This window comes from Microbacterium sp. EYE_78 (assembly GCF_023149035.1).
GTDB lineage: Bacteria > Actinomycetota > Actinomycetes > Actinomycetales > Microbacteriaceae > Microbacterium.
Genome location: NZ_JAHXMY010000002.1, coordinates 805156 through 826851 on the forward strand (window position 1 = coordinate 805156; position 21696 = coordinate 826851).

Below are 21696 nucleotides of genomic sequence, written 5' to 3' on the forward strand. Positions count from 1 at the left end.
CTTCCTCGAGATCGGAGCGACGAGGGGTCGCAGGTCGGTGGGTGCAAAGGATGAGGCACACGGGTACCTCGTGCGGAAGGGGGGACTTGAACCCCCACGCCCGAAGGCACAGGAACCTAAATCCTGCGTGTCTGCCGATTTCACCACTCCCGCGGGTGTGTTCAGTCTAGGGCGACGGGTGTGCGCGACCTGGGAGGGATGACCCCCGAGAACCGTGTGGATAACTCCCTCGCGGATGTCCGTCCGATTGCGAGGATCCCAGGCCATGAGCATCGCGTCCCCCATCGCCGCGCACCGAGGCCTCACCGCGGTCGCGGAGCGGGTGCGCCAGCGACTCCGGAGCGAGCAGGTCGACCCGGCCCGCGACCCCGAGCGGGCGACGATGATCGCGCGGAGTGAGGTCCGCCGGCACAACGACTTCGCCCTCGCGCGCGGCGTCGACGTCATCGAGGACGAGGCGGCATCCGTCAGGGACATCCTGTCCACCGTGGCCGGATACGGCCCGCTCCAGGCCCTGCTCGACGACCCCGAGGTCGAGGAGATCTGGATCAACGCGCCCGACCGCGTCTACATCGCGCGGGAGGGTCGCAACGAGCGCGCCCCGATCGTCCTCAGCGACACCGCCGTCCGTGACCTCGTCGAGCGGATGCTGCACGCCACCGGCCGACGTGTCGACCTCAGCCAGCCGTTCGTCGACGCTTCACTGCCCGACGGGTCCCGGCTCCACGTCGTGATCCCGGACATCACCCGACGCCACTGGGCCGTGAACATCCGGAAGTTCCTCACCCGGTTCCGGACCATCGACGACTTGGTCGGCGCGGGCTCGGTCGCACCGGAGGCCGCCGCCGTGCTGCGCCGAGCGATGCGCGACGGCACCAGCGTGATCGTCTCCGGGGCCACCCACGCCGGCAAGACCACCCTGCTGGGAGCGCTGATCGCGGCGGCGCCGAGCGAGCACCGGATCGTCACCGTGGAGGAGACGTTCGAGCTCAACGCCCAGGCGGCCGATCTCGTGGCGCTGCAGGGGCGCCAGCCGAGCCTCGAAGGCACGGGGGAGGTGAGTCTCCGCCGTCTCGTGAAGGAGGCGCTGCGTATGCGGCCCGATCGCCTCGTGATCGGTGAGGTCCGCGATGCCGAAGCGCTCGACCTGCTGCTGGCGCTGAACACCGGGGTGCCGGGTGCGGCGACGATCCACGCGAACTCCGCCGGCGACGCCCTGCGCAAGCTCGCGTCGCTGCCGCTGCTCGCCGGCCGTAACATCGACCGCGACTTCCTCCTTCCGGCGATCGCCGCCTCGGTGGGCCTCGTTGTGCACTGCCGCCGGGACGAGCTCGGTCGTCGGCACGTCGCGGAAATCGTCGCTCCCACAGGCCGGATCACGGACGCTGCGGTCGAGACCCGCGTGGTCTTCGCGGGGGCGAGGCCATGACGACCGTCCTCGGCGTCTGCCTCGCCGCCGGCATGCTGCTCGCCTTCTCTCCCTGGCTCTGGCCGGCAGGGGGCGGGTCGCGGCCGATTCGCCGCCGGGGCGCATCCGCCCTGCTCCTCCAGGCAGCCGGCTTCGGGCACGTCTCGCCCGGTCATCTCGCTGCCGTGTGCGTCGTGGCGGGGACCCTGGCGGGCGCGGTGGTCTGGCTCGTCAGCGGGCTGGTCGCCTTCGCGGCGGTGGCCGCCGCGGCCGGGCTCGTGGCCCCGATCGCGTGGTTACGGGGCAGGGCGCGACGACTGCAGAAGTCTCGACGTCAGCTGTGGCCCGATGTGTGCGACCTCCTGGTTGCGTCCGTCAGGTCGGGCATGTCGCTGCCCGACGCGGTCTCCGCACTCGGCGAGGTCGGTCCACCGCCGCTGCGACCCGCGTTCGCCGCGTTCGCCGCCGATGTCGCGGCATCCGGGCATTTCGACTCCGGTGCGCTCCGGCTGAAGGCGCGGCTGGCGGACCCCGTCGCGGATCGGATCGTGGAGGCGCTGCGGATGGCGCGTCAGGTCGGGGGAACCGAACTCACGACGGTCCTGCGCGCGCTGTCGGCCTCGGTTCGCGCCGAGGCGGCGCTGCGGGCGGAGATCGAGGCACGACAGTCCTGGATCCGCGGCGCTGCCGTCCTGGGTGTGGTGGCGCCATGGGTCATCCTCGGGCTCCTCGCGCTCCGGCCCGAAGGGGCGACGGCCTACAGGAGTCCCGAAGGGGCGACCGTCATCCTGCTCGGCGCGGCCGTGTCCTTCGTCGCGTTCCGCCTGATGCTCGGCATCGGTCGGCTCCCCGAGCCGCGGCGGTGGTTCGCGTGAGCGGCGTGACGGAGTTCGCGATCGCGATCGTGCTCGGGGCTGCGTTCGCCTGCGGCGTCGTGCTGGTCTCGACACGGGTCCCGCGTGTGTCGGCGCCCACGTTGTCCCGGCGCGTCGCGCCGTATCTGCGCGACATCGCCGACCCCCGGGGGCTCACCCCGCTCGCACCGGCCCCGATCGACTGGCGGTCGCGTCGGGACCGCCTCATCGGCGCGCTGGGAGGAGCCGCCCGCATCGAGCGGCGGCTCCGGCAGGCGGGGTGGACGCTGGATGCGGCCGTCTTCCGTGCCCGTCAGCTCACTTGGGTGGTCATCGGAGTCGCCGTCGGAGCTCTCGTCGTGGTCGGCTTGGTGCTGGTCGGCCGCGCCGTGCCGGCTGCGGTCGTGCTTCCGGCGGTCACGGGTCTCTCCGCAGCCGCCCTGTACGACTTCCGGTTGACCTCCGCAGCCCGCAGGCGACGAGCCAGGGTGGAGGACGAGCTGCCCACGCTGCTGGAGTTCCTCTCCCTCTGCCTGGCCGCGGGGGAGGGACTCCGCGACGCGCTGCACCGGGTGGGGGAGATCGGCTCCGGCGAGCTGACCGTCGAGGTGCGTCGGGCCGTCCTCGACAGCGGGACCGGCTCGAACCTCTCGGACGCGTTGGTCGACCTCGGTCGACGCCTCGACGTCCCGCCCCTGTCACGGGCGCTCGAGCACCTGGTGGCGGCCATCGATCGTGGTGCACCGCTCGCCGGCGTCCTGCAGGCCCAAGCCGCCGACGCCCGCGAGGACGCCAAGCGCTCCCTGATCGAACAGGCCGGGAAGAAGGAGATCGCGATGCTGTTCCCGCGCAACGTACGAAATCGCTACTACCGTTGCCTCACCAATAATGCTCCGCGCGTTGGAGTGGCGTCATCCGAAGCTCAATCAGCTCCGGCGTCGTATGATCCACCGACACGGCCAAGCCGAGCTCTCTGGCAACGTTCGCCACAACGCCCGCCCGCATTATCTGATCGTCAGGCTCGGATTTCACGGTTGCCAGTTTGACCCGCTGCAGCTGGCTCTTTGTGGCTCTCGAGATCTCCACCGAACGAACTCCATCGACATCAATGAGGCTCGAAGAAAGAGAGCTATCGCGAACCGGATAGGCATGAGCAGCACGACCGACACCATTGTCCAGTCGCTCCTCGAGCGTGCCGAGCCTGTCCGTGAGGAGTTCGATGCGGGCCTCAGCAGGAGTCAGCTCTTCTGAGGGCTTGGCGGCGGAGATGGCGACGCCGAAGTGACGCCACATCGGGTTCGTTCCAGCGCACTCTTTCTCGCTAGCTGAGATATGGTCTGCGAGAGCCGCGACCTCGTTCTTCAGCGTCCAGACGTCCAGAGTCGAGGAGTAAGCATGGGTGTTCAGCCCCGCCGTGTCGAACGGGATGATGAGGTGCTCGTCCCGGACAAGGGCGATTGGCTTGTTCAACGAGGTCCGAACGCCTAGCTCGAAGAAGACGTTGGGATTATTTTGGCTCAGGTCGCAGAGAACCATGTCTGCCTCAGCAAGGTGCTTGACGATCCGCCCATGGATCATGCTCGTCCCGCTCGCCGTCGGACGAATCGGGCGAAAACCTGCCGCTTCTACAGCTGGGATGAACAGGTGCTCGATCACGTGAGTCCAGTGTTCGAGGTCTCCGTAGAGCTTGCTCTCGTCATCGTGAGTGGTAATGGGCATGGCGATAAAGCAAGTTGGCTTCTTCGTCGAAGGGGGCATTCCGGGAGACTATCGACTTGTCGTGCTCGCGTGTTTTGCTGAGAGGCGCAGGCAAGCACCGAGCTGCCGATGTCTGACGCCTCGCCGCGATGCGGCGGCGTGTCCCAGTCGGGTTTCTCGCACACAAGCTCTACTTTTGCCATCATCAGTCAGCTAGCTGGGGGAGATCATGACCAAACACATCTTTTTGTCGTTCGTGGAAGAGGACCTGGAGACTGTGCGGCTGTTCAGGGGGCAGGCTCGAAACAAAAACAGCGCGCTCGCTTTCGATGACTATTCAGTGAAGGTGCCGTACAACAGCACGAGCGCGACGTACATTCGTTCGAAGATCACGGAGAAGATCAAGGCATCGTCGGTCACGATCGTCTTGATAGGCACGCACACCTGGAAGAGCGACTGGGTAGCCTGGGAGATCAAGAAGAGTGTGGAACTCGGCAAGAAGGTGATCGGCGTGCGGTTGAAGGCCGGCGTGCTGATTCCTGGTGCTCTGACAGAGGCACGAGCGAAGATCGTCGACTGGAAGATCGACGACATCGTTAGGGAGATTGGCTGAAGTGCGCAAGCCTGGCGACGATGACTTCCCGGCGTTCTATCGGGCCGCCGACCAGGCGTCCTTGGCCTCGCAGCGGCGGTTTCTTTGGGTGATGCGCATCCGCCTTGGCGGTCTTCTTGTGGCGGCGGGCGGAGGAGCACTCGCGGGGCTCCAGGGTTTCCTACCATTCGGAGCTTGGCTGGCAACCATCGCTCTGGTGGTAGCGATCGCAGCAGAGTTTTATAACCTCAAGGTCCGTCCGGACCGCGGCTGGTACGAAGGTCGAGCGGCCGCCGAGTCCGCAAAAACTCTCGCCTGGCGATACATGGTTCGCGGGGAGAAGTTCGAGACCGACGGTGATGTCGACGCCGTGTTTGCGCGGGAGATCAAAGCTCTCCTCACAAATCTCGATCACGTCCCTCCCGCTGACCAGCACGCGCAGATCACAGAGCTCATGCGCGAGGCTCGCTCCGGAAGCTTCGATGAGCGGAAGGCTCTCTACCGTAGGGAGCGTCTAGAAGATCAGCGAGCCTGGTATGCATCCAAAGCGAGGTTCAACGGGAATCGCTTCGACGTCTGGACTCTTGTGACCATAGGGCTCGAGTTCGCGGGCCTACTTGCGGCGGTGATGCTCGTGTCGGGTGCCATCGCCTTCGATGCCCTGGGCGTCCTCTCGGCGTTGGCCGCTGCCTTCACTGCTTGGGCTCAGGCTCGCCAGTATCAAACCCTTGCGAACGCATATGGTGTGACGAGCCAAGAACTTGCGTCCGTGATTGATCAGCTCGACGGCGTGACCTCTGAAGACACTTGGGCGGCATTCGTGGGTCAAGCTGAGGAAGCGATCTCTCGGGAGCACACTCTTTGGAGAGCATCCCGGGGCATAAAGCAGACTCGATAAGGCCTACGGTGCGCGTTCCGTTGCCGCTCGAGAACGCGCACCGAAGGGTTAGGCTTCCGTGACCTGAACCTGCACGAAGTCGAAGGGCCTCTTCACGCGGAACCCATACCGACCCTCGTACATGAGGCGGAACGTGTTGTTCTCAGTCCGGTTCTTGCCGTCGAAGACGAGCTCGTCGTCGCCGACGGGAAGGAGTTCGGCCTGGCTCCAGTCTGCGGCGATCGCTGATCCGACTGAGAGGCCGAGAGAGGTCACGACGGGCGCGCCGAGGAAGCCTTCGATCTCGGAGCGTGACTTGAACAGGAATGCGCCGGTCGTGCCGTTCTCGCGGAGCATTTCGAGTGACTGCAGATCGAGGGGGTTCATTGCCCATCCGGTGAGCTGCCGGTCCTGCGCGAGCAGCTTGTACTTGGCCGCGGACAGCGTCGTGAGGAGGTCGCCCTCGAACGCCTGAACCTGCACACCTTCCGTGTGGTCGATGCCGGTGAAGCGGTCGTCTTCGCCGTCGCCCGAGAGGACGTCCCGCTCGATGGCGGACAGCGTGTCGTCGCGGAGCTGGGTGCTGATGATCTGCATCAGACCTTCGAAGTCGGCGAGGTAGCGCCAGGCGAGGTCCTCGGTCTTGTTCGCGTAGACCCGGTAGGTGTCGTCGACCTGTCCGAAAGTGTATGTGGAAGTGGGCTTTTCCGCACCGTCCGGGACGGCGCGGGCGTTGCTCTGCCGGGCGGTCTGGCGTACGAACGAGAAGACGTTGCCCACGTGTCCACCGCGGCCGACGAAGTCGAGTTCTCCCGAGTCGCTGTCGGTCTCGCCTCCGTCGCGAGCGGGGAGGACGGTGACGAGGTCGAGGAGCGTGCGTGCTGAGCTGTCGATTGAGACGCCGCCCACCAGTGCCGGAACGGAGACTGTGCCGGATGTGAGAGCCTTTGCGCCGCCCGGGGCACGGGAGGCGAGCGTAGCGAGTCCGTCGACAGCCTTTCGTGCCCACGACGCAGTCTGAGCGGCCTTCGGCGCGTGAGAGGTCGGCTGTTCGCCGCTGTCGCGCAGGCCGCCGATGCGGTCCATCAGCGCGGCTGACTCGTTGCCTCGCTCGATCTGAGCTTTCAGGCGATCGACCTCAGCGTTCTTCGCTTCGAGGTCGGCAACCTCGCCGGGGGAAAGGTCGCGGTGCGCACTCTTGGCGTTGGTGACGATCGTTCGCATCTCGCCGAGCAGGGCGGCGAGTCGTTCTTTCGGGTTCACGGGATTCTCCTCGTGTGGGTCCCGGCACTGCGGCCGAGTACGTGAATGGTGGAGCGGCACCACAGAGACGACCGGGAGACCCCTGAGGGGTATCCGGTGCGCTGGTGCGCTTTCGCTCGGACGGACGGGCTGACGCGGACTCTCCTGCGACTTGACCAATGTCCTCGTCGCGGGGGTCGGCTTGACCGACGGCCTTTCACTGGCCTGCGCCGCCGGGTGCTCAGCTTGACCCTTGGGGCCCTCGCTGAATCACCCGGCGGTGCGCAAGCGTGTGCCGAGCCTAACCGTTACCTACCCCACGGGCTTGTCGCGCGAGCGGCGTGTCTTGCGGTCGATGCGTGCCCTCCGCGCGCTGAGGGCGAGGACAGCGCCCGCGACGTCACCCGCGTCAAGCAGTTCCTCGACAGCAGCGATGTCCCGCCGCTCATGACGAAGGGCGTTCTCCTCGCGCTGGAGCATCCGTAGGAAGTCGTCGCCCCGCGCCCGGAGAGCGAGCTGCCGCTCTTCGGCTTTCGCCACACGTCGTTCCGCTTCTGCCCAGGCGATCTCCGCCGAGGCGCGAGCGGCGCGAGCCTCACCCATCCGTGCCTGCAATCTCATCGCGTAAGCACGCCACGCCGCCTCGCCGTCGCCGCGACGCGGACGGTGACCACGCGCGAGGTCGTCGTCCTCACGAGTCGGCATCCGTCACCCCCTGGTCGAGCTGAGCATCGAGCATTGCGAACGACAGTGCCTCCCGCCATGTCTCACCATGCAGCGCCTCCAGCGCAGCAGCCGCGGTGTCGGCGAGGGCGACTATCAGGTCCAGGTTTCGCTCGCGAGGGAAGCCACGCAGGGCGTCGAGGAGACCCTGCGTGTCATGGTCTGCTGTGACGAGGATCAGCTGGCCCGCGATCTGCTTCGTGTCAGACATCGGCGGCCTCCTCGCGCGCGCGTGCGTGATGGGGATGCGCGCCGGGGAGAGAAAGATCACTGCCGGTGGAATGGTCAGCGGCTTCGGTCCTAGCGATTCGAAGGCCCTTCCCCCTGCGGGGGTGGTTGCTGGTGCGGGTCATGCGCGGTCCTTCCGGTCGAGTTCGTCGGCGTAGTCGTGGAGCAGGTCGCAGAGCGAGCGGAGGTCGTGGCGTCTGACCCATAAGGCCGGCTCAGCGGCAGCAGCTCCGACGTGGATGCTCACGCGATCGGTCCCGACGTCGTAGGTGAAGCGCAGCAACCGCGCGAGGCGCTGCAGCGGGGTCTGGCGGGTGCGTTTCCGCATGGTCAAGGTGTCTCCTTCGTGTTCAGGCCGAGAGCTTCCCGGGCTTTGTTCAGTCGTTCGGTGGCTTCGGCGTCCAGATCGATGCGCTCACGTGCGGCCCGTCGGCGTCCCAGCACTTCGTCGGTGCGATGTTCGCGGCGCATTACTCCGCCGCCTCCCCCGACTTCCCCCGACCTCCCCCAGGGGAGCGGGGAGGTACCTCCCTCACCTCCCCCCTGCCCTTAAGGGCGGGGGAGGAGGGGAGGTCACCGGGCACCTTGCGGAGCTGATGCATGTGAGCGCCGCGAGCACCGATGCTGCGAGTCACGGTGCCGTCGCTAACGAGGCGGTCGAGTGCAGACTTCACGGCCGCGCGGTTCCCGCCGATCCCGTCCTCAACCGCCCGCCCAGACTTCGGCTCCCCGTCGCCGAGGAGGGCCACGATTCGGGCCGCCAGCTCGCGCTGTACGGCCTCGCCACGCGACTCGGGGGCCGTGCGCCGGTCCTCGGGATTCGGGGCCGTCAGAGAGACACTGAGCCGCCCGTCGTCCTCCGGCGTCACGTGCAGCACAGCGACCGTCCGGCCGACAGTGAAGTGGCCCCCGCGGTCCTTGGCGCAGATGGCCCGGAGCGCCCCAGCCTTCTCGCGAGAGAACTCGGTCAGCGTCTCGACGTAGAACTGAGCACCGGTGACGGCCGCGAGCTTCCTCTGAGACCCGATAGGCCAAAGCTCACCTCCGGACGCTTTTGCGCCGTGGTCGATCAGGCCCACGGCCGGGCCGAGAGCAGAGATTCTGCGAGGAACCTGCTGGAACCATCGAGCGACCTCGTCATCGGCGTTCGGGTTCGCGCCGTGCAACGCAAGCCCTTCGCCCGTGGAGTCGATAACGACGAGGGACGGACGCCAGTCCTCGACGAACGTCAGCAACGCCTTGCCGCCCTCGTGGAAGGCGACCTCGGGCTGCACGTAGTGGAAGTGGCCGCCGATCTCGTCCGCGGTCAGGCCGAGATCGAGCAACCGACGGACCACACCGCGCGGATTGCCCTCATGGTCGACATAGACGACGTGGCGACCGTCGAGCACCTCCTGCGCGCACCCGTGCAAGAGAAACCAGGTTTTCCCGGACCCGGATGCGCCGTGGATGCCGTTGACCTCGCCCGAGTAGAACAGTCCGGGGCCGTCAGTGCGGCGCACCACGGACGGCGCGTTGTCGGCGTCGAGGCCGTTTGCGACGGCGTCGATGATGCCGGAGAGGTCGAGCGGTGCCCAGGTCACTCGGGGCCTCCGCTCAGCAGCCCGAGCCACCGCGCGGCAGTGATGCCGTCCGGTGCGTCGATCTGTACGCGGGCACCGTCGGGGATGATCGGCGCGTAGTCAGGGGTCTCGGCGCTGACCACGAGTTTCAGCGTGACGCCCGCGGGCGTACCGACGACGGCGCGGTGCACCCGCCGTGCTACCTCGCCGGACTCAAAGCGGTCGCCGTTCGCGGGTTCGGTGAGGTCCACCCGCACACACGCGGTGACGTCGGGGCGGCGGAATACGATCGACGACGACTGCCTGCCAGCACTCGCCCTCGCCGTCCCACCGGGGCGGCGTTCGACATTCACGAGACGCCGCCGTTCAGCAGCACCGCGAGTCGTGATCTCTGGCCCGGCGACAGCGGGGGAGCGGCGGCGACGAGACGCTCGATGTAGAGGCGGGTGTCATCCGAGAGTGAGGGACGTGCCTCAGGCCCGGTCGCGGCGGTCACTCGTCGTCCCCCGCAGCGATCCGCTCGTCAACGGCGCGGTCGCGTCGCAGATTGGCGTGGGCGTTGGACCGCTTAGCCTCATTAATCAGGCGGTCGAGCTGTGTGAGCACGTTGGGGTCGATCATCTCGACCGGGAGCTGCGCGAGCAGACGCTCCCGCACTGCCTCGTAGTCAGGCCCGACGCGCGGGCCGACGGGCTGCCGCTGGATGCTGGACAGGTCGACGCGGATCAACCGGGGGCCGACCCGTTCCGCGCGCGCTTCGCCGCGACTGATCATGCGACGGACGGTGTCGCGGCTGATTCCGAGGGCGGTGGCCGCATCGGCGATGCTCGCCCAGCCGTTGAGGGCGGGAGCTACGGGGGTTGAGGTAGACAAAGAAACCTCCCAGTGGGAAGGGGCGATATGCCCCTCCGCTGGGAGGTGACGATGTAGGCCGGACGCGAGCGCCGACTCCCGTTACGTTAGCCCATGCCGACTCGTGCTTACGAACGCGACGCGCGGATGCGCTGCAGGGTATCCCCGTGCTTTCGGTCCGCAGCGCGTTCCTCCATAAGCGAGTAGAGGATGAACTCGTCACCGACGGGCAAGTCCTCAGGGCAACTCGGGCATCGGAGCCGGTATGCCATTCGGGCCGGGGCAACGCTCGCCCAGTCGGCGGGCGAGACGCGTTCCACGAGCCCCTGCCCACGGAACCCGTCGAGTGCCGCCCATTCCGAGCGCCCGCGCAGCTCAAACGACCACGGAGGCCTTCCTACGCCGTCGCTGACGCAGCGCGCGATCATCACGACGGGCCGTGCCTCCGCGGAGTGTGTGGCGGCGGCGCACCGGACAGTAATTGTCCACCCGACCGGCGTACCGGAACGCGCCCACGGGACCGGGGTTGAGGAGCCATGCCGTTGATAGAGGCGGCCATCGAGGATGACCTGGTCGAGCTCGGAATCGCCCGCGAAATGGCCCGTAGGGTCGGTCATGCGCGGGCGTCCTGCTCGTCGGCGCGGGCACGGAGCCACGCCGGGAACGCCTCGAACGCCTCCGCAAGCGCTCGCAGTTCCCCAGCCGAAACGTCTGCATCGCGCTCCAGCACGAGCGTCGCCGCGTGACGGCCGTCCGGCCAGTCGACAGTCAGCAGCTCGACGCCCGCAAGAAAGGCGTGGCGCTCGATCGTCTCTGTCGTGTTTGCGCTGGCTTCCATGTTGGGTTCCTTCGATCATTGCCCCGCCGAGTCAGTCGCGGGGGTGCTTCCATAACGGCGGCTGCCGTCAAACTTCCGCGGACGCGGTATCCGTAAGCCAGTCGATCCGGATCAGCTCAGGATTGAAATCGCGCCCCGGGCCAGACGGCTGCACTGTGATCCGCAGCAGCGCGCTGAGCACCGCGCGCCTGGCTTCAATGCCGAGCGTTGCCCACCGCTCCTTAACGCGGGGCCCGGCCAGGTCAGCGGGTAGGGATGAGGGCAGCGCGGCGGTCAGGGCGGCGGCATGGGCGTCCCGATCGGCTCGGAGCTGCGTGGTGATCCGCGTGAGCTGGGAGAGCTCGATCGCCCCCGCCGCGTAGGCATCGGCGGCGCTGCTCAGGCGCGCGTCGATCGCGGCAACGGCATCGCGCGCCGCAGCTGCGCCGGCAGGGTCAGTCGTCCCTACGAGGTCGAGCGCGTCAGGGCTCTCCAGGCGGCGAAGCAGCACCGCGACAACGAACGCCTCGACATCGGACTGCTTCCGGCGCACGCCGTAACAGACGGGACAGCCATACGCGGGAGGCTGTCGCTTCGCCCCGCCGCGCTTGGTGGTCGTCATCCGGCCCGGCATCCGCCGCATCTTTGCGCCACACTTGCCGCATATGGCGATCCCGCTCAGAAGGTGCTGGGGCGGGCGGCCCACACCGCTAACAGTTCGCGCAGGGTCTCGCACGAGCGCGATCAGGCGGTCGTGAGTATCCCGCTCCAGGATCGCAGGGTGCAGTTCGGCATCGAACGCGCTGACCACCCGGCCGCGGTGCGTGCGAAGGCCCGCGAGCGAGGGCCGAGTGACGAGCTGCCGCAAGGTGACGCCCTGCCAAGGCGCGCCGCCGGGGGAGGGGACCTGACGGGAGTTCAGGTCGCGGGCGACGGCCCTCAACGGCTCCCCGGCGAGGATACGACTCGCGACCTCCTGGATGATCGCGGCCTCATTGGCCTCCACCACGTCACGCCCGTCGACTCGACGGTAGCCGTAGCCAGGGCGCACCGTCGGCTGCCCCTTTGCGGCGCGCTGATCGTTTGCGGCGAGCTGGCGGAGCCCCTTCTGCTCGGTCTCGAAAGTTGACCAGGCAGCGACAGTGCGGGCAACAGCACGCCCGGCGGGCGTCGCGAGGTCCAGTGTTCCCTGCGTGACCATATGAACGGGGATGTTCAGCGTGATGACCTTCTCGAGGTCGGCTGAGAGCCGCAAGAGGCGGTCCTGCGCCCAGGTGATAATCGCGGCGGGACGGTCGGCCAGCATTCGCTTGAACTGCGGGCGCTCTGCGCCGGACGTGGCGCTGATGTCGTTGTCCACGTACACGCGCGAGACGTCGAGCCCGAGGCGAGCTGCGAGCTGATGGCATTCGCTCTCTTGGCGATCGACACCGGCTCCCTCGCCGGTCCGGTCCAGGCTGATGCGTGCATAGATCACGGCGGTGCGGTTAAGGGTACTGGTCGCCATCACGTTAGGAAGCCTAAAGGAGATGTTCCAGCCAATCGTCTTCCTCCTTCTCCCGATGAGCGTCATCTTCGCCGTCTTCCCCGGGATCGTCATGCTGCGTCTCGGTGTGGGCTGACCTGACTGAAAGGAGAGATCGATGATCCGACACACTCTCGCGCACCTGCGCACCGCCTGGGGGTCCGTCGTCGCCGACGTCCGACGCGACGAGCAGGGCGACGTTCCCGGCTGGGTACTCATCACCCTCATGACGGCGGGGCTCGTGGTCGTCATCTGGGCGCTCGCGGGTCCGGCGCTGGCGCAGCTGTTCGAGCAGGCCATCGACCAGGTGTCGAGTTTCTGAGGCCTGACACGGATGCGGCATCTCCTCCGTGACGATCGCGGCTCGACTCCCGTCGAGTTCGTGCTGGTGGGCGTGCTGCTGACCGTGCTCACCCTCGGGGTGCTGCAGCTGGCGCTGGCCGTCTACGTCCGGAACGTGGTGCACGACGCGGCCGTCGAGGGCGCCTACTACGCGGCGCTCGCCGACGTGGAGACGGCGGCGGGCGCGCTGCGGGCCCGTGAGACGGTCGAGCGCGCCGTCGGCGATGGGTTCGTGGAAGGTGCTGCGGCCTGGGAGTCGTCCAAGCTCGGGTACGACACAGTGTCCGTCACGCTGACGACACGACTTCCTCTGATCGGCCTCCTCGGCATCTCTCAAGGTTGGGAGGTGACCGTGCATGCGCCGGTGGAGACGTTCGACTGACATCGTCGGGGACGAGCGCGGCTCCGCGGCGCTCGAGTTCATCTTCGGCGGCGTGGTGCTCCTGGTCCCCGTCGTCTACCTCATCGTCACTCTCGGCATCGTGCAGTCCCACGCGCTGGGTGTGGAGTCGGCGGCGCGCCATGTCGCGCGCGCCGTGGCGTCGGCGGAGGGGGCCGACGACGCGGACGCCCGGGCGGCTGCCGTGCTCGACGCCATCGCGCGGGAGTACGAGCTCGACCGCGACGAGGTCGGGGTGGAGCTCACCTGCGTCGGTCCTCCGTCATCGTGTCCTGCGGCGGGTGCAACCATCCGTGTCACCGTCGTCGCCTCGGCGGGTCTGCCCCTCGTGCCGCCTGTCTTCGGGCTGCAGGACGCCACCCGGATCGGCGTCGAGGCCTCCTCGGTGCAGAAGGTGTCGCGCTACTGGCGGGACGGGTCATGAGGCGAGACGAGGACGGCAGCGTCCTGCTGCTGACGATCGGCTACGCCCTGCTGGCCCTCGTCCTCGTCTTCGTGTCGGTGGACGCGACGAGCCTCTACCTCGCCCAGAAGCGCACGCAGGCGACGGCGGATGCCGCGGCCTTGGCCGCCGCCGACGGGTTCGTCCTCGAGGTGGTCGACGGTGCGCCTCGTGCAGAACTCACCGCCGACGAGGTGCGCGCCCAGGCGGAAGCGATCGTCGCCGCCGACAGCGGTGCCGCCGTCGCGTCGGCGCGCACACCGGACGGCGTGTCCGCGCGGGTCACCGTCGTCCGCACCTGGCGTCCGCCGATCGCGACTCTCTTCGTTCCGGAGGGGGTGTCCCTCGAGGCGACGGCCACGAGCCGCACCGCGCTCGACTAGCGCGCTCGAACGACCTCGCTGTCAGCCTCGTCGGTTCGCGGTCCGGATGAGGTCGTAGAGCCGGTCGCTCTCGGCCCGCTGGGCCGCGACCGTGGTCGCACTGGCCGGATCGGCGGGTTCGAAGACGTCCACCAGGTCGCCCACCTGCGTCTCGGTCAGGCGGTACGCCCGCAGGCCGCCGCCCTGGTCGCGGGCCATGCCGCTGGGCCAGACGTCCGCCTGGGCGCCCACGACGCCGATCCGCCACCCTGCCGGTTCGAGATGCTCACGGACGAGGGAGAGCGCCTCGAACGCGTCGTCCGCGACCTCTTCGACGGTCGCGAAGGCGTCCGACGAGATCGTCACGGCGTACCGCCAGCCGTCCCGCCGCCACGCGATGGTCGCGTCGACGCGCTCATCTCCGCGCGCGACGGTGATCCTTCGCGAGTCCGTGCTCATCCCGCGGCGAGGACGTCGGCGGGTTCGATCGCGACGCCGACATCGGCACCGGGATTGAGGGCGATCCGCACACCGGACGGCAGCGCGGCTGCGAGCTCGCGCCCCGTCATCGTCGTGAACTGGTCGTACCCCGACGTGGTGGCCTTGGCGGCATCCGAGAAGGCGTAGATCACCCCCGCATCGCCGTCCCGCGCAACGAACAGTCCCCCCTCGGGTCGGCTGTAGACGAGGACGTCCGCGGCTGCGAACTCGCGATCGAGGTCGACGCCGGGGGCGTGTCCGGCTCGGACCAGCTGCAGTACCCGCTCGAGGCGCGACGTCGGCTGCGCCCAGCCTCGTGCAGTCGGCGAGGGGACGTAGCGCGGATTGGGCGTGAAGTCGCCGGTCACCTCGCCGCGCTCGTCGGAGCGCCAGGCGCCGATGATGCCCTCGGGCGGAACGCGATCGGAGCCCTCGAATTCCGGATCGACCGCGTAGACCCACTCGCCCGGGCGCTGCCGCGCCTGCGCGCGGAGCGCGTCGGTGATCGGAGGCGGCGAGATCTGCGACGTCATCTGCGAACCCCTGTCATCCTCATCATGCTCGGTCATTGCCACCATATCCCGGGTTCGGAATCCACTCGCCGAGCGTGTTGTCGGGCTTCACCGGATGGGCGCCGACGATGCGGTCCGGCGTGATCCCGCCCTGGAAGGAGATCTCGGATTCGGGCTTCGGCGAGCTCGGGCCGAAGGGGTTGTCCGGAATGGTGAGGTCGGCATCGATGCCGCCGGGCGCGTCGACCGTGTACCGGTAGTCCGACGGCCAGTGCTTGTAGAGGTCAGGGTCTCTGGTGGTGCTGATGAAGTTCGAGTGCGTGTTGAAGCGGACGAAATCCTCGTAGTTGTTGTTGTCGGGATTCCGGACCTCGAAGCCCTCGTCGAAGATGACCTCGGGCGGCCTGTTGTCGGAGCGGTACAGGGGCTCGCGCGTGGTGCGGTCGATGCGGTTGACGCTGTTGCCGGTGAGCGAGGGGGGAGCGTCGAACGTGTCCCTGTCGCGGACGCGGCGGATCACCGTGTCGAAATGACCGTCGAGGTTGTCCGCCACCTGGTGCAGACGCTCTTTGCTGTGCCCCATCCCGCCGAGGACCGCCTCCTTCAGTGATCGGAACAGCCCCTTCATCCCGGACATCAGGCGTCACCTCCGAAATCGAGTGCCGAGAACTCCGAGAAGAACGTCGACGTGATGGTCTGGATGTCGCCGCCCCGGAGCTTCACGTCGCTCCGCGCGGCCTCGAGGGCCTCCAGATCGGCGTAGAACTCGTCCGAGTCGCCGGCCGCGCCCTCGACGACGGGGGCGTCGAGGATGGCGTCCACGATCGCGGGCAGCTGCTCCGCCATCGGTTCGATCGCCATCGGCAGGAGTTGGTTCATCAATTGCTCGACGGCGATGTCGACGGCGGCGTTGAGCAGCTTCTTCTTGATGAGCAGCATCGGGCCCGCCCCCACCGCGGTGATGGGATTCGTCAGCATCGCCACCAGCGCGATCATCGTCGACGTGACGTCGACGATGACTTTGATCTTCAGCGCGGTGATGCCGGCCGCGCCCACATCCATGGCGGTGGCTGCGGGCGGCATGAGGTCGACGAGCTTCTGCAGGTTGGTGGACCGGTTCGTGTTCCAGGCGCTCGTGGTCGCCGGGCCGGCCTGGCCGCGCATCGCCGCCGCGACGTCGCCGTTCATCTTGTTGTCGACGGCTTGGATGACACCCTCGAGGTCGTTCCCGAGGTTGCGCACCAGCTCGGCGCCCTTGCGCACCTCGTCCTCGTCGATGTCGGGCCAGTCGAAACCGAGCTTCTCCATCACCCAGACGAGCTCGTTCGGCAACATCATTCCCACCGCAGCACCTCCAGCCAAGGACTCTACGGTGCGGGCCCTCCGACGTGCCATGGGGAGAACGCCCCATTGCGCGCCGCCGTCGACGCAGTGAGCGTGCTCAGTCGCGGACGTGAGGGACGAATCGGGGGAGCCACCGGATGAAGGCCACGGCGCCCAGCAGCCCGATGAGCCCCACCGCACCGGCGGCGAACGACAGGGAGGACACCGCCGTGATGCCGGTGACGATGAGCGGGGTCGTGGCGCCACCGGCATCCGTCAACGTCCGCCAGGAGCCGAGGAACGGCGCGGGGTCGTCCTTCGGTGCCATATCGGCCCCGATGGTCAGCAGGATGCCGCTGGACAGGCCGTTCCCGACGCCGAGGACGGCGGCGAACATGGCGAACCACATCGCGGGCTCGGCGACGTCATGGCTGACCGAGAGGGCGAGGAAACCGCTGCCCATGAGCGTCATGGCGGGCAGCGCTGCCCACAGCCGGCCGAAGCGGTCCATCACCTGCCCGCTCGCGTAGAACAGCGCGAAGTCGAGCGCTCCGGAGACGCCGATGACGAGCGCGATCGTCTGCGCGTCGAGCCCGATGGACACGCCCCACAGCGGAAGGACCACCTGGCGGGCGGAGCGGACCGCCGAGAGGCAGGCGGCGGCCATCCCCACCCTCGACAGGACGCGGCGATGCTGCCACATCGTCCGGAAGACCCCGAGACGCTCGGCGACGGGGAGGGAGCCGGTGACGGCTTCTCCGGAATCCTCGGCGTCGAGCGGGCGGACGCCGACATCGGGGTGGAATTGCGTCTCGGGATCCGGTCCGAGCGCGACGAGGACGATCAGCGCGACGAGGCAGACCGCGAAGAACCAGATCGTCGACCGTTCGTCGCCGAACACGCCGATGAGCGCTGCGGCGATGAAGGGCCCTGCGAACATGCCGAGGCGGAAGGTGCCGCCGAGCAGTGACAGCGCGCGCGCTCGGAACAGGACGGGCACGCGGGTGGTCATGAACGAGTGGCGCGCCAGCCCGAATGCGGCCGCGCAGAATCCGATGAGGAACACCGCGGCGGCGAAGACCGGGAGCACGGGCAGGAGTGCTGCCGTCACGGAGACGGCGAGGGCGAGGGAACCGGCGGCGATCATGGTGATCCGCTCGCCGACGCGCGCGACGGCCCAGCCCGCAGGCAGATTGCCCACGAGCTGACCGACGACGAGCATCGATGCGATGAGCGCGGAGAGGGCGACGTCGGCCCCCAGGGCGCCTGCCAGGATCGGGATGAGGGGCAGCACGGCGCCTTCCCCGACCGCGAAGAGCACGGTCGGGGCGTAGACCATCGGCCCGAACCGCCAGAGCACCTCCCGTGCGCGGGGGGAGTCGGGGCGGTCGGACATCGCCATCCACGTTACTCTGGAGTGTCATGCTCGAATTCGATCCGTCTGCCGACATCCAGGCCCTCCGTTCCACCTTCGGTGAGATCAAGGCGGTCGTCGACGTCGACGCCTTGCACGCCGAGATCGCGCGACTGTCCGAGGAGGCGGGCGCCCCCGATCTCTGGGACGACGTCGAGAAGGCGCAGAAGGTCACCAGCGCCCTCAGCCACCGCCAGGCCGAGCTCAAGCGGGTCACCGAGGTCGAGCAGCGGCTCGACGACCTCGAAGTGCTCGTCGAGCTCGCTCAGGAGATGGAGGACGAGGAGTCCGCGGAGGAGGCGCGCCGCGAGATCGTCGACCTCGAGAAGGTCATCAGCCAGCTCGAGGTGCAGACGCTCCTCGACGGCGAGTACGATGACCGCGGCGCGGTCGTGACGATCCGCTCGGGTGCCGGCGGCGACGACGCCACCGACTTCGCGGAGATGCTCATGCGCATGTATCTGCGGTGGGCCGAGCGCCACAAGTACTCCGTCAAGGTGATGGACACCTCCTTCGCCGAAGGCGCGGGCATCAAGTCAGCCACATTCGAGGTCGACGCCCCCTACGCGTACGGCACGCTGTCGGTCGAGGCCGGAACGCACCGTCTCGCCCGTATCAGCCCGTTCGGTTCCGCCGACAAGCGCCAGACCAGCTTCGCGGCGGTCGAGGTCATCCCCGTGATGGAGGAGGCGCAGGAGGTCGACATCCCCGAGGGCGACATCCGTGTCGACGTGTTCCGGTCCTCCGGTCCGGGCGGCCAGTCGGTCAACACGACCGACTCCGCGGTGCGCCTGACCCACCTCCCGACGGGCATCGTCGTGTCGATGCAGAACGAGAAGAGCCAGATCCAGAACCGCGCCGCCGCCATGCGCGTGCTGCAGACCCGCCTCATGCTCCTGCAGAAGGAGGAGGAGGCCGCGAAGAAGAAGGAGCTCGCCGGCACGATCACGGCGAGCTGGGGCGACCAGATGCGCTCCTACTTCCTCTACGGGCAGCAGTTGGTGAAGGACCTGCGGACCGGGCACGAGGTCGGCAACCCGACCGTGGTGTTCGACGGCGACCTCGACGGTTTCATCGCCGCCGGCATCCGCTGGCGCAAGCGGAAAGACGACGACGGCTGACCCGGTCGCGGGTCGGCTCCGAGCTTTTCTCATCCACCTGCATCCAAAGAGGGGTGCGCCGGGGAATACCTCTGTGAACGCGCGCAACAGGTCGCGCCGAACCAGAAGGAGTACCCCATGCGCAAGACGCTCTCTGCGGGCATCGCCCTCGGTGCTGCGGTGGCATTGACCGCACTCGCCCCCGCCTCGGCCTCGACCTCCGAGACGGCCGACCTGGCAGTCCTGCACGCCATCCCCGACACCCCGGTCGACGTCTACGTCGACGGCGAGCTGACGATCGACGACTTCCAGCCCGGCGACCTGGGCGGTCCGCTCGAACTGCCCGGAGGCACGTACTCCGTCGCGCTGACGGCTGCGGATGCGGCGGACGATTCAGAACCCGTGCTGGGCCCGATCGATCTGACGCTCGACGCCGGGATGAGCTACACGGCCGTCGCGCACCTCGACGCCGAGGGCGCCCCCGCGGCCAACCTCTTCACCAACGACACGGCGGAGACTGCAGCGGGCGAGGGGCGGCTGACGGTGCGTCACGTGGCCGCCGCGCCCGCGGTCGACGTCCTGGCAGGCGGCGAGGCCGTCATCACCGGGCTGACCAACCCGAACGAGGAGTCGCTCGACCTGCCGGCAGGCACGGTGAGCGCCGCGGTGGCTCTCGAGGGCACCACGGACCCGGTGATCGGTCCGGCTGACGTCGAGGTCCAGGAGGGCGTGCTGACGATCGTCTACGCCTGGGGCAGCGCTGAGGACGGCAACCTCGCCCTGGCGACGCAGACCATCGACGGGCTCCACTCGGGGCCGGACGGGGTCAACACCGGATCGGCCGGCCTGGTCGCTGAGAACGGGGCAGGCGGCTGGCTCGTCGTCGGCGGCGCCGCGCTGATCGCCGGCCTCGTCGCTGCCGCCGTCCTCGCAACCCGCGCCGCGAGCGCTCGTCGCTGAGGCACGCTCTTGCGCCGCCCGTCGCTCATCGCCGTCGCCCTGACGGCTGTGCTGCTGGCGGCCTGCACGCCGATCTCGGAGGCTGGCTCGCCCCCCGAAGCCTCCGGGATCGGCCCCGGCGCGTCTGCGCCGCCCTCGGCGCCCACGCCGCAGGTCTCCGTGCCGGTCGCCCCGGCGACGCCGGCTCCGATCGAGCAGGCTCCCGTGCCCGAGCGCCTGACCATCGCATCGCTGGGCGTCGACATGCCCGTCTCCGCGGTGGGCGTCCAGGAGGACGGCAGCATGGAGATCCCCGAGCGGCCGCAGATCGCGGGGTGGTACGAGTACGGCCCGGCGCCGGGGGACCCTGAAGGGACCACCGTGCTCGCCGCGCACGTCGACGATCACGAGTACGGCGTCGGGCCCCTCGCGAAGCTGCGCGACGCGACGGCAGGGGACGTGGTGTCTGTGACGGATGCCGACGGTACGACGACGCAGTACGTCACCGAGTCCGTCACCTCCATCCCGCGCGCGCAGTTGCCGGTGGACGACCTCTTCACGCGGACCGGCCCGCGTTCGCTCGCCCTCATCACCTGCGGGGGGAGGTTCGACGAGCAGACGAGGACCTACAGCGATAACGTGGTCCTCATCGCGCAGGCCCGGTCATGAGCACGCTCGCCGAGCCACGGCTCGCTGCACGGAAGGAGCACGCCGTCGACGACGACATCGATCTCGCACGTCGCTTCGCAACGGGGGACGAGTCCGCGATGAAGACGATGTACGACCGCTGGTCGCGGATCGTCTACACGCTCGCCGTCCGCTCGCTCGGGGATCCGGCCGAGGCCGAGGACGTCACCCAGCGCACGTTCGTGTCGGCCTGGACCTCGAGGTCGACCTTCCGCCCCGGTGAGGCACCGCTGGGCGCCTGGCTGGTCACCATCGCCCGTCGTCGCATCGCCGACGCGCACGAGGCCCGGGCACGAGCGGCGCGCATCGAGGAGGCGCTGAGGGCCACTGTGCCCGACGCATCGGTCGACACGGACCTGTCGGATGCGATGCTGGTGGCGGACGAGGTCGCACAGCTCGAACCCGATGCGCGCGCCGTGCTCGCCCTGGCGTTCTACGAGGACCTCACCCACCAGCAGATCTCCGAACGGCTCCGGATGCCCCTGGGAACCGTGAAGAGCCACATCCGACGAAGTCTCACCCGCCTGCGGACCCGATTGGAGGCGCAGCGTGTCACATCTTGACCCCGAGGTCGCCGCCCTCCTCGCCCTGGGCGAGGATGCCGGGGCGGACGCGCAGCGGCACGTGGAGGAATGCGCCGAGTGCGCCGCGGAGGTCGCCTCGTTCGAGCGCGCCGTCCTGGCCGGACGCGCGACGCGCGAGGGTGACACCCTCCTCACACCCCCCGATCGCGTGTGGGAGTCGATCAGGTCCGAGCTCGCCCTCGCCGATGCGGGCGACGAGCCCACCGCCGCCGCGCCGGAAGCGACGCCCGGCGGGACGGATGCCGCCGATCGGCATCCGGCTCATCACGCAGCGCGCCGGCGACGCGTCAGCCGCAGGCCCGTCTTCTTCGTCTTGGCCGGGTCGGTCGCCGCGGTCGTCGCCCTCGTCGCGGGTGTCTGGGCCGTCGGCGGCATCGTCCCACGCACCGACATCGTGGCCGAGGCGCGGCTCGACGGCTTCCCCGCGTGGCAGGGTGCGAGCGGGGATGCGGTCCTCGAGCGCATCGACGGGCACAACCGGGTCGTCGTGGACCTCGATGCGTCCGTGCCGTCCAACGGTCACCGCGAGGTCTGGCTGCTGACCGCAGACGCATCGGATCTCGTGAGCCTCGGCGTCCTGGAGGGTTCGTCGGGGACCTTCGACGTCCCCGACGACGTCGACGTCGAGCGGTTCAGCGTCGTCGACATCTCGCAGGAGGCGGACGACGGCGACGCGGCCCACTCCGGCGATTCCATCGTCCGCGGCACGCTCTCGGCGGGCTGAGCGCGGGGG

29 protein-coding genes and 1 tRNA gene are annotated in these 21696 nt (G+C 68.6%); 14 read left to right on the forward strand and 16 right to left on the reverse strand.

The features are described 5' to 3' along the window. Positions 1 to 71 precede the first annotated feature (71 nt). A tRNA-Leu gene (locus KZX17_RS10895) sits at positions 72 to 153 on the reverse strand. 112 nt (positions 154 to 265) lie between these two features. On the opposite strand from KZX17_RS10895, the gene KZX17_RS10900 reads away from it, so the two are divergent. The 5 genes from KZX17_RS10900 to KZX17_RS10920 all read left to right on the forward strand — a co-directional run bounded on the left by KZX17_RS10900 (position 266) and on the right by KZX17_RS10920 (position 5450). Next, a complete protein-coding gene (locus tag KZX17_RS10900; protein WP_248173208.1) occupies positions 266 to 1429 on the forward strand; it encodes a CpaF family protein in 1164 nt (387 codons plus the stop codon). Continuing rightward, positions 1426 to 2283: a type II secretion system F family protein gene (locus KZX17_RS10905; RefSeq protein WP_248173211.1), complete on the forward strand. Its 858-nt coding sequence runs from the start codon at positions 1426 to 1428 to the stop codon at positions 2281 to 2283. The genes KZX17_RS10900 and KZX17_RS10905 overlap by 4 nt, the downstream gene beginning before the upstream one ends. Further along, positions 2280 to 3308 (forward strand): type II secretion system F family protein, encoded by a 1029-nt coding sequence (locus KZX17_RS15210; protein ID WP_248173214.1) that lies wholly within the window; start codon positions 2280 to 2282, stop codon positions 3306 to 3308. Before KZX17_RS10905 ends, KZX17_RS15210 begins: the two co-directional genes overlap by 4 nt. A gap of 881 nt (positions 3309 to 4189) precedes the next feature. Next, positions 4190 to 4573, forward strand: coding sequence for a TIR domain-containing protein (locus KZX17_RS10915; protein ID WP_248173226.1), 384 nt, complete (start codon positions 4190 to 4192; stop codon positions 4571 to 4573). A 1-nt stretch (position 4574) separates the two neighbouring features. Continuing rightward, positions 4575 to 5450, forward strand: coding sequence for a DUF4231 domain-containing protein (locus KZX17_RS10920; RefSeq protein ID WP_248173228.1), 876 nt, complete (start codon positions 4575 to 4577; stop codon positions 5448 to 5450). Between the two features lie 48 nt (positions 5451 to 5498). Here the strand turns inward: KZX17_RS10920 and KZX17_RS10925 are convergent, their stop codons facing one another. From KZX17_RS10925 to KZX17_RS10970, 10 genes are all read right to left on the reverse strand, one after another. Beyond that, on the reverse strand, positions 5499 to 6755 hold the full coding sequence (locus KZX17_RS10925; protein ID WP_248173230.1) for a phage major capsid protein: 1257 nt from the start codon (positions 6753 to 6755) through the stop codon (positions 5499 to 5501). Positions 6756 to 6983: 228 nt separating this feature from the next. After that, positions 6984 to 7274 (reverse strand): hypothetical protein, encoded by a 291-nt coding sequence (locus KZX17_RS10930; RefSeq protein WP_248175582.1) that lies wholly within the window; start codon positions 7272 to 7274, stop codon positions 6984 to 6986. Positions 7275 to 7362: 88 nt separating this feature from the next. After that, a complete protein-coding gene (locus tag KZX17_RS10935; protein ID WP_248173234.1) occupies positions 7363 to 7605 on the reverse strand; it encodes a hypothetical protein in 243 nt (80 codons plus the stop codon). Between the two features lie 138 nt (positions 7606 to 7743). Beyond that, entirely contained in the window at positions 7744 to 7950 is a 207-nt protein-coding gene (locus tag KZX17_RS10940) for a hypothetical protein (protein WP_248175580.1), read from the reverse strand. A gap of 142 nt (positions 7951 to 8092) precedes the next feature. Then, positions 8093 to 9205 carry an AAA family ATPase gene (locus tag KZX17_RS10945; protein ID WP_248173239.1) on the reverse strand — a complete coding sequence of 371 codons (1113 nt, stop codon included), beginning with the start codon at positions 9203 to 9205 and terminating at the stop codon, positions 8093 to 8095. Next, positions 9202 to 9435 (reverse strand): hypothetical protein, encoded by a 234-nt coding sequence (locus KZX17_RS10950; RefSeq protein WP_248173242.1) that lies wholly within the window; start codon positions 9433 to 9435, stop codon positions 9202 to 9204. Before KZX17_RS10950 ends, KZX17_RS10945 begins: the two co-directional genes overlap by 4 nt. A 98-nt stretch (positions 9436 to 9533) precedes the next feature. Continuing rightward, on the reverse strand, positions 9534 to 9680 hold the full coding sequence (locus KZX17_RS10955; RefSeq protein WP_248173245.1) for a hypothetical protein: 147 nt from the start codon (positions 9678 to 9680) through the stop codon (positions 9534 to 9536). Then, on the reverse strand, positions 9677 to 10057 hold the full coding sequence (locus KZX17_RS10960) for a helix-turn-helix domain-containing protein (RefSeq protein WP_248173248.1): 381 nt from the start codon (positions 10055 to 10057) through the stop codon (positions 9677 to 9679). The genes KZX17_RS10955 and KZX17_RS10960 overlap by 4 nt, the downstream gene beginning before the upstream one ends. A gap of 592 nt (positions 10058 to 10649) precedes the next feature. Next, on the reverse strand, positions 10650 to 10874 hold the full coding sequence (locus tag KZX17_RS10965; RefSeq protein ID WP_248173262.1) for a hypothetical protein: 225 nt from the start codon (positions 10872 to 10874) through the stop codon (positions 10650 to 10652). A gap of 67 nt (positions 10875 to 10941) precedes the next feature. Further along, positions 10942 to 12360: a recombinase family protein gene (locus KZX17_RS10970; protein ID WP_248174822.1), complete on the reverse strand. Its 1419-nt coding sequence runs from the start codon at positions 12358 to 12360 to the stop codon at positions 10942 to 10944. 136 nt (positions 12361 to 12496) lie between these two features. On the opposite strand from KZX17_RS10970, the gene KZX17_RS10975 reads away from it, so the two are divergent. The 4 genes from KZX17_RS10975 to KZX17_RS10990 are packed head-to-tail and all read left to right on the forward strand — an operon-like array spanning position 12497 to position 13945. Further along, the gene (locus KZX17_RS10975) at positions 12497 to 12700 is read left to right on the forward strand and encodes a hypothetical protein (protein ID WP_248173265.1); all 204 of its coding nucleotides are present in this window, start codon (positions 12497 to 12499) and stop codon (positions 12698 to 12700) included. A 12-nt stretch (positions 12701 to 12712) separates the two neighbouring features. Continuing rightward, positions 12713 to 13102: a TadE/TadG family type IV pilus assembly protein gene (locus KZX17_RS10980; RefSeq protein ID WP_248173268.1), complete on the forward strand. Its 390-nt coding sequence runs from the start codon at positions 12713 to 12715 to the stop codon at positions 13100 to 13102. Beyond that, positions 13077 to 13544: a TadE family protein gene (locus KZX17_RS10985; protein ID WP_248173271.1), complete on the forward strand. Its 468-nt coding sequence runs from the start codon at positions 13077 to 13079 to the stop codon at positions 13542 to 13544. Before KZX17_RS10980 ends, KZX17_RS10985 begins: the two co-directional genes overlap by 26 nt. Beyond that, positions 13541 to 13945 carry a pilus assembly protein TadG-related protein gene (locus tag KZX17_RS10990; protein ID WP_248173273.1) on the forward strand — a complete coding sequence of 135 codons (405 nt, stop codon included), beginning with the start codon at positions 13541 to 13543 and terminating at the stop codon, positions 13943 to 13945. Before KZX17_RS10985 ends, KZX17_RS10990 begins: the two co-directional genes overlap by 4 nt. Positions 13946 to 13966: 21 nt before the next feature. Here KZX17_RS10990 and KZX17_RS10995 read toward each other — a convergent pair whose 3' ends face one another. The 5 genes from KZX17_RS10995 to KZX17_RS11015 all read right to left on the reverse strand — a co-directional run bounded on the left by KZX17_RS10995 (position 13967) and on the right by KZX17_RS11015 (position 17635). Continuing rightward, positions 13967 to 14383 carry a hypothetical protein gene (locus KZX17_RS10995; RefSeq protein ID WP_248173276.1) on the reverse strand — a complete coding sequence of 139 codons (417 nt, stop codon included), beginning with the start codon at positions 14381 to 14383 and terminating at the stop codon, positions 13967 to 13969. Next, positions 14380 to 14937, reverse strand: a complete 558-nt coding sequence (locus KZX17_RS11000; RefSeq protein ID WP_248173279.1) for a type VII secretion system-associated protein — start codon at positions 14935 to 14937, stop codon at positions 14380 to 14382. The genes KZX17_RS10995 and KZX17_RS11000 overlap by 4 nt, the downstream gene beginning before the upstream one ends. Positions 14938 to 14959: 22 nt before the next feature. Beyond that, positions 14960 to 15553 carry a hypothetical protein gene (locus tag KZX17_RS11005; RefSeq protein ID WP_248173282.1) on the reverse strand — a complete coding sequence of 198 codons (594 nt, stop codon included), beginning with the start codon at positions 15551 to 15553 and terminating at the stop codon, positions 14960 to 14962. Continuing rightward, a complete protein-coding gene (locus tag KZX17_RS11010) occupies positions 15553 to 16254 on the reverse strand; it encodes a hypothetical protein (RefSeq protein WP_248173287.1) in 702 nt (233 codons plus the stop codon). The genes KZX17_RS11005 and KZX17_RS11010 overlap by 1 nt, the downstream gene beginning before the upstream one ends. 103 nt (positions 16255 to 16357) lie before the next feature. After that, positions 16358 to 17635, reverse strand: a complete 1278-nt coding sequence (locus KZX17_RS11015) for an MFS transporter (protein WP_248174823.1) — start codon at positions 17633 to 17635, stop codon at positions 16358 to 16360. A gap of 26 nt (positions 17636 to 17661) precedes the next feature. On the opposite strand from KZX17_RS11015, the gene prfB reads away from it, so the two are divergent. From prfB to KZX17_RS11040, 5 genes are all read left to right on the forward strand, one after another. After that, a complete protein-coding gene (gene prfB, locus KZX17_RS11020; RefSeq protein WP_248173290.1) occupies positions 17662 to 18774 on the forward strand; it encodes a peptide chain release factor 2 in 1113 nt (370 codons plus the stop codon). Positions 18775 to 18891: 117 nt separating this feature from the next. Then, positions 18892 to 19713, forward strand: coding sequence for a DUF4397 domain-containing protein (locus KZX17_RS11025; protein WP_248173293.1), 822 nt, complete (start codon positions 18892 to 18894; stop codon positions 19711 to 19713). A 9-nt stretch (positions 19714 to 19722) separates the two neighbouring features. After that, the gene (locus tag KZX17_RS11030) at positions 19723 to 20361 is read left to right on the forward strand and encodes a class F sortase (RefSeq protein WP_248173296.1); all 639 of its coding nucleotides are present in this window, start codon (positions 19723 to 19725) and stop codon (positions 20359 to 20361) included. Then, on the forward strand, positions 20358 to 20942 hold the full coding sequence (locus tag KZX17_RS11035) for an RNA polymerase sigma factor (protein ID WP_248173299.1): 585 nt from the start codon (positions 20358 to 20360) through the stop codon (positions 20940 to 20942). The genes KZX17_RS11030 and KZX17_RS11035 overlap by 4 nt, the downstream gene beginning before the upstream one ends. Continuing rightward, a complete protein-coding gene (locus tag KZX17_RS11040) occupies positions 20929 to 21687 on the forward strand; it encodes an anti-sigma factor (protein ID WP_248173302.1) in 759 nt (252 codons plus the stop codon). Before KZX17_RS11035 ends, KZX17_RS11040 begins: the two co-directional genes overlap by 14 nt. The last annotated feature ends 9 nt before the right edge of the window (positions 21688 to 21696 follow it).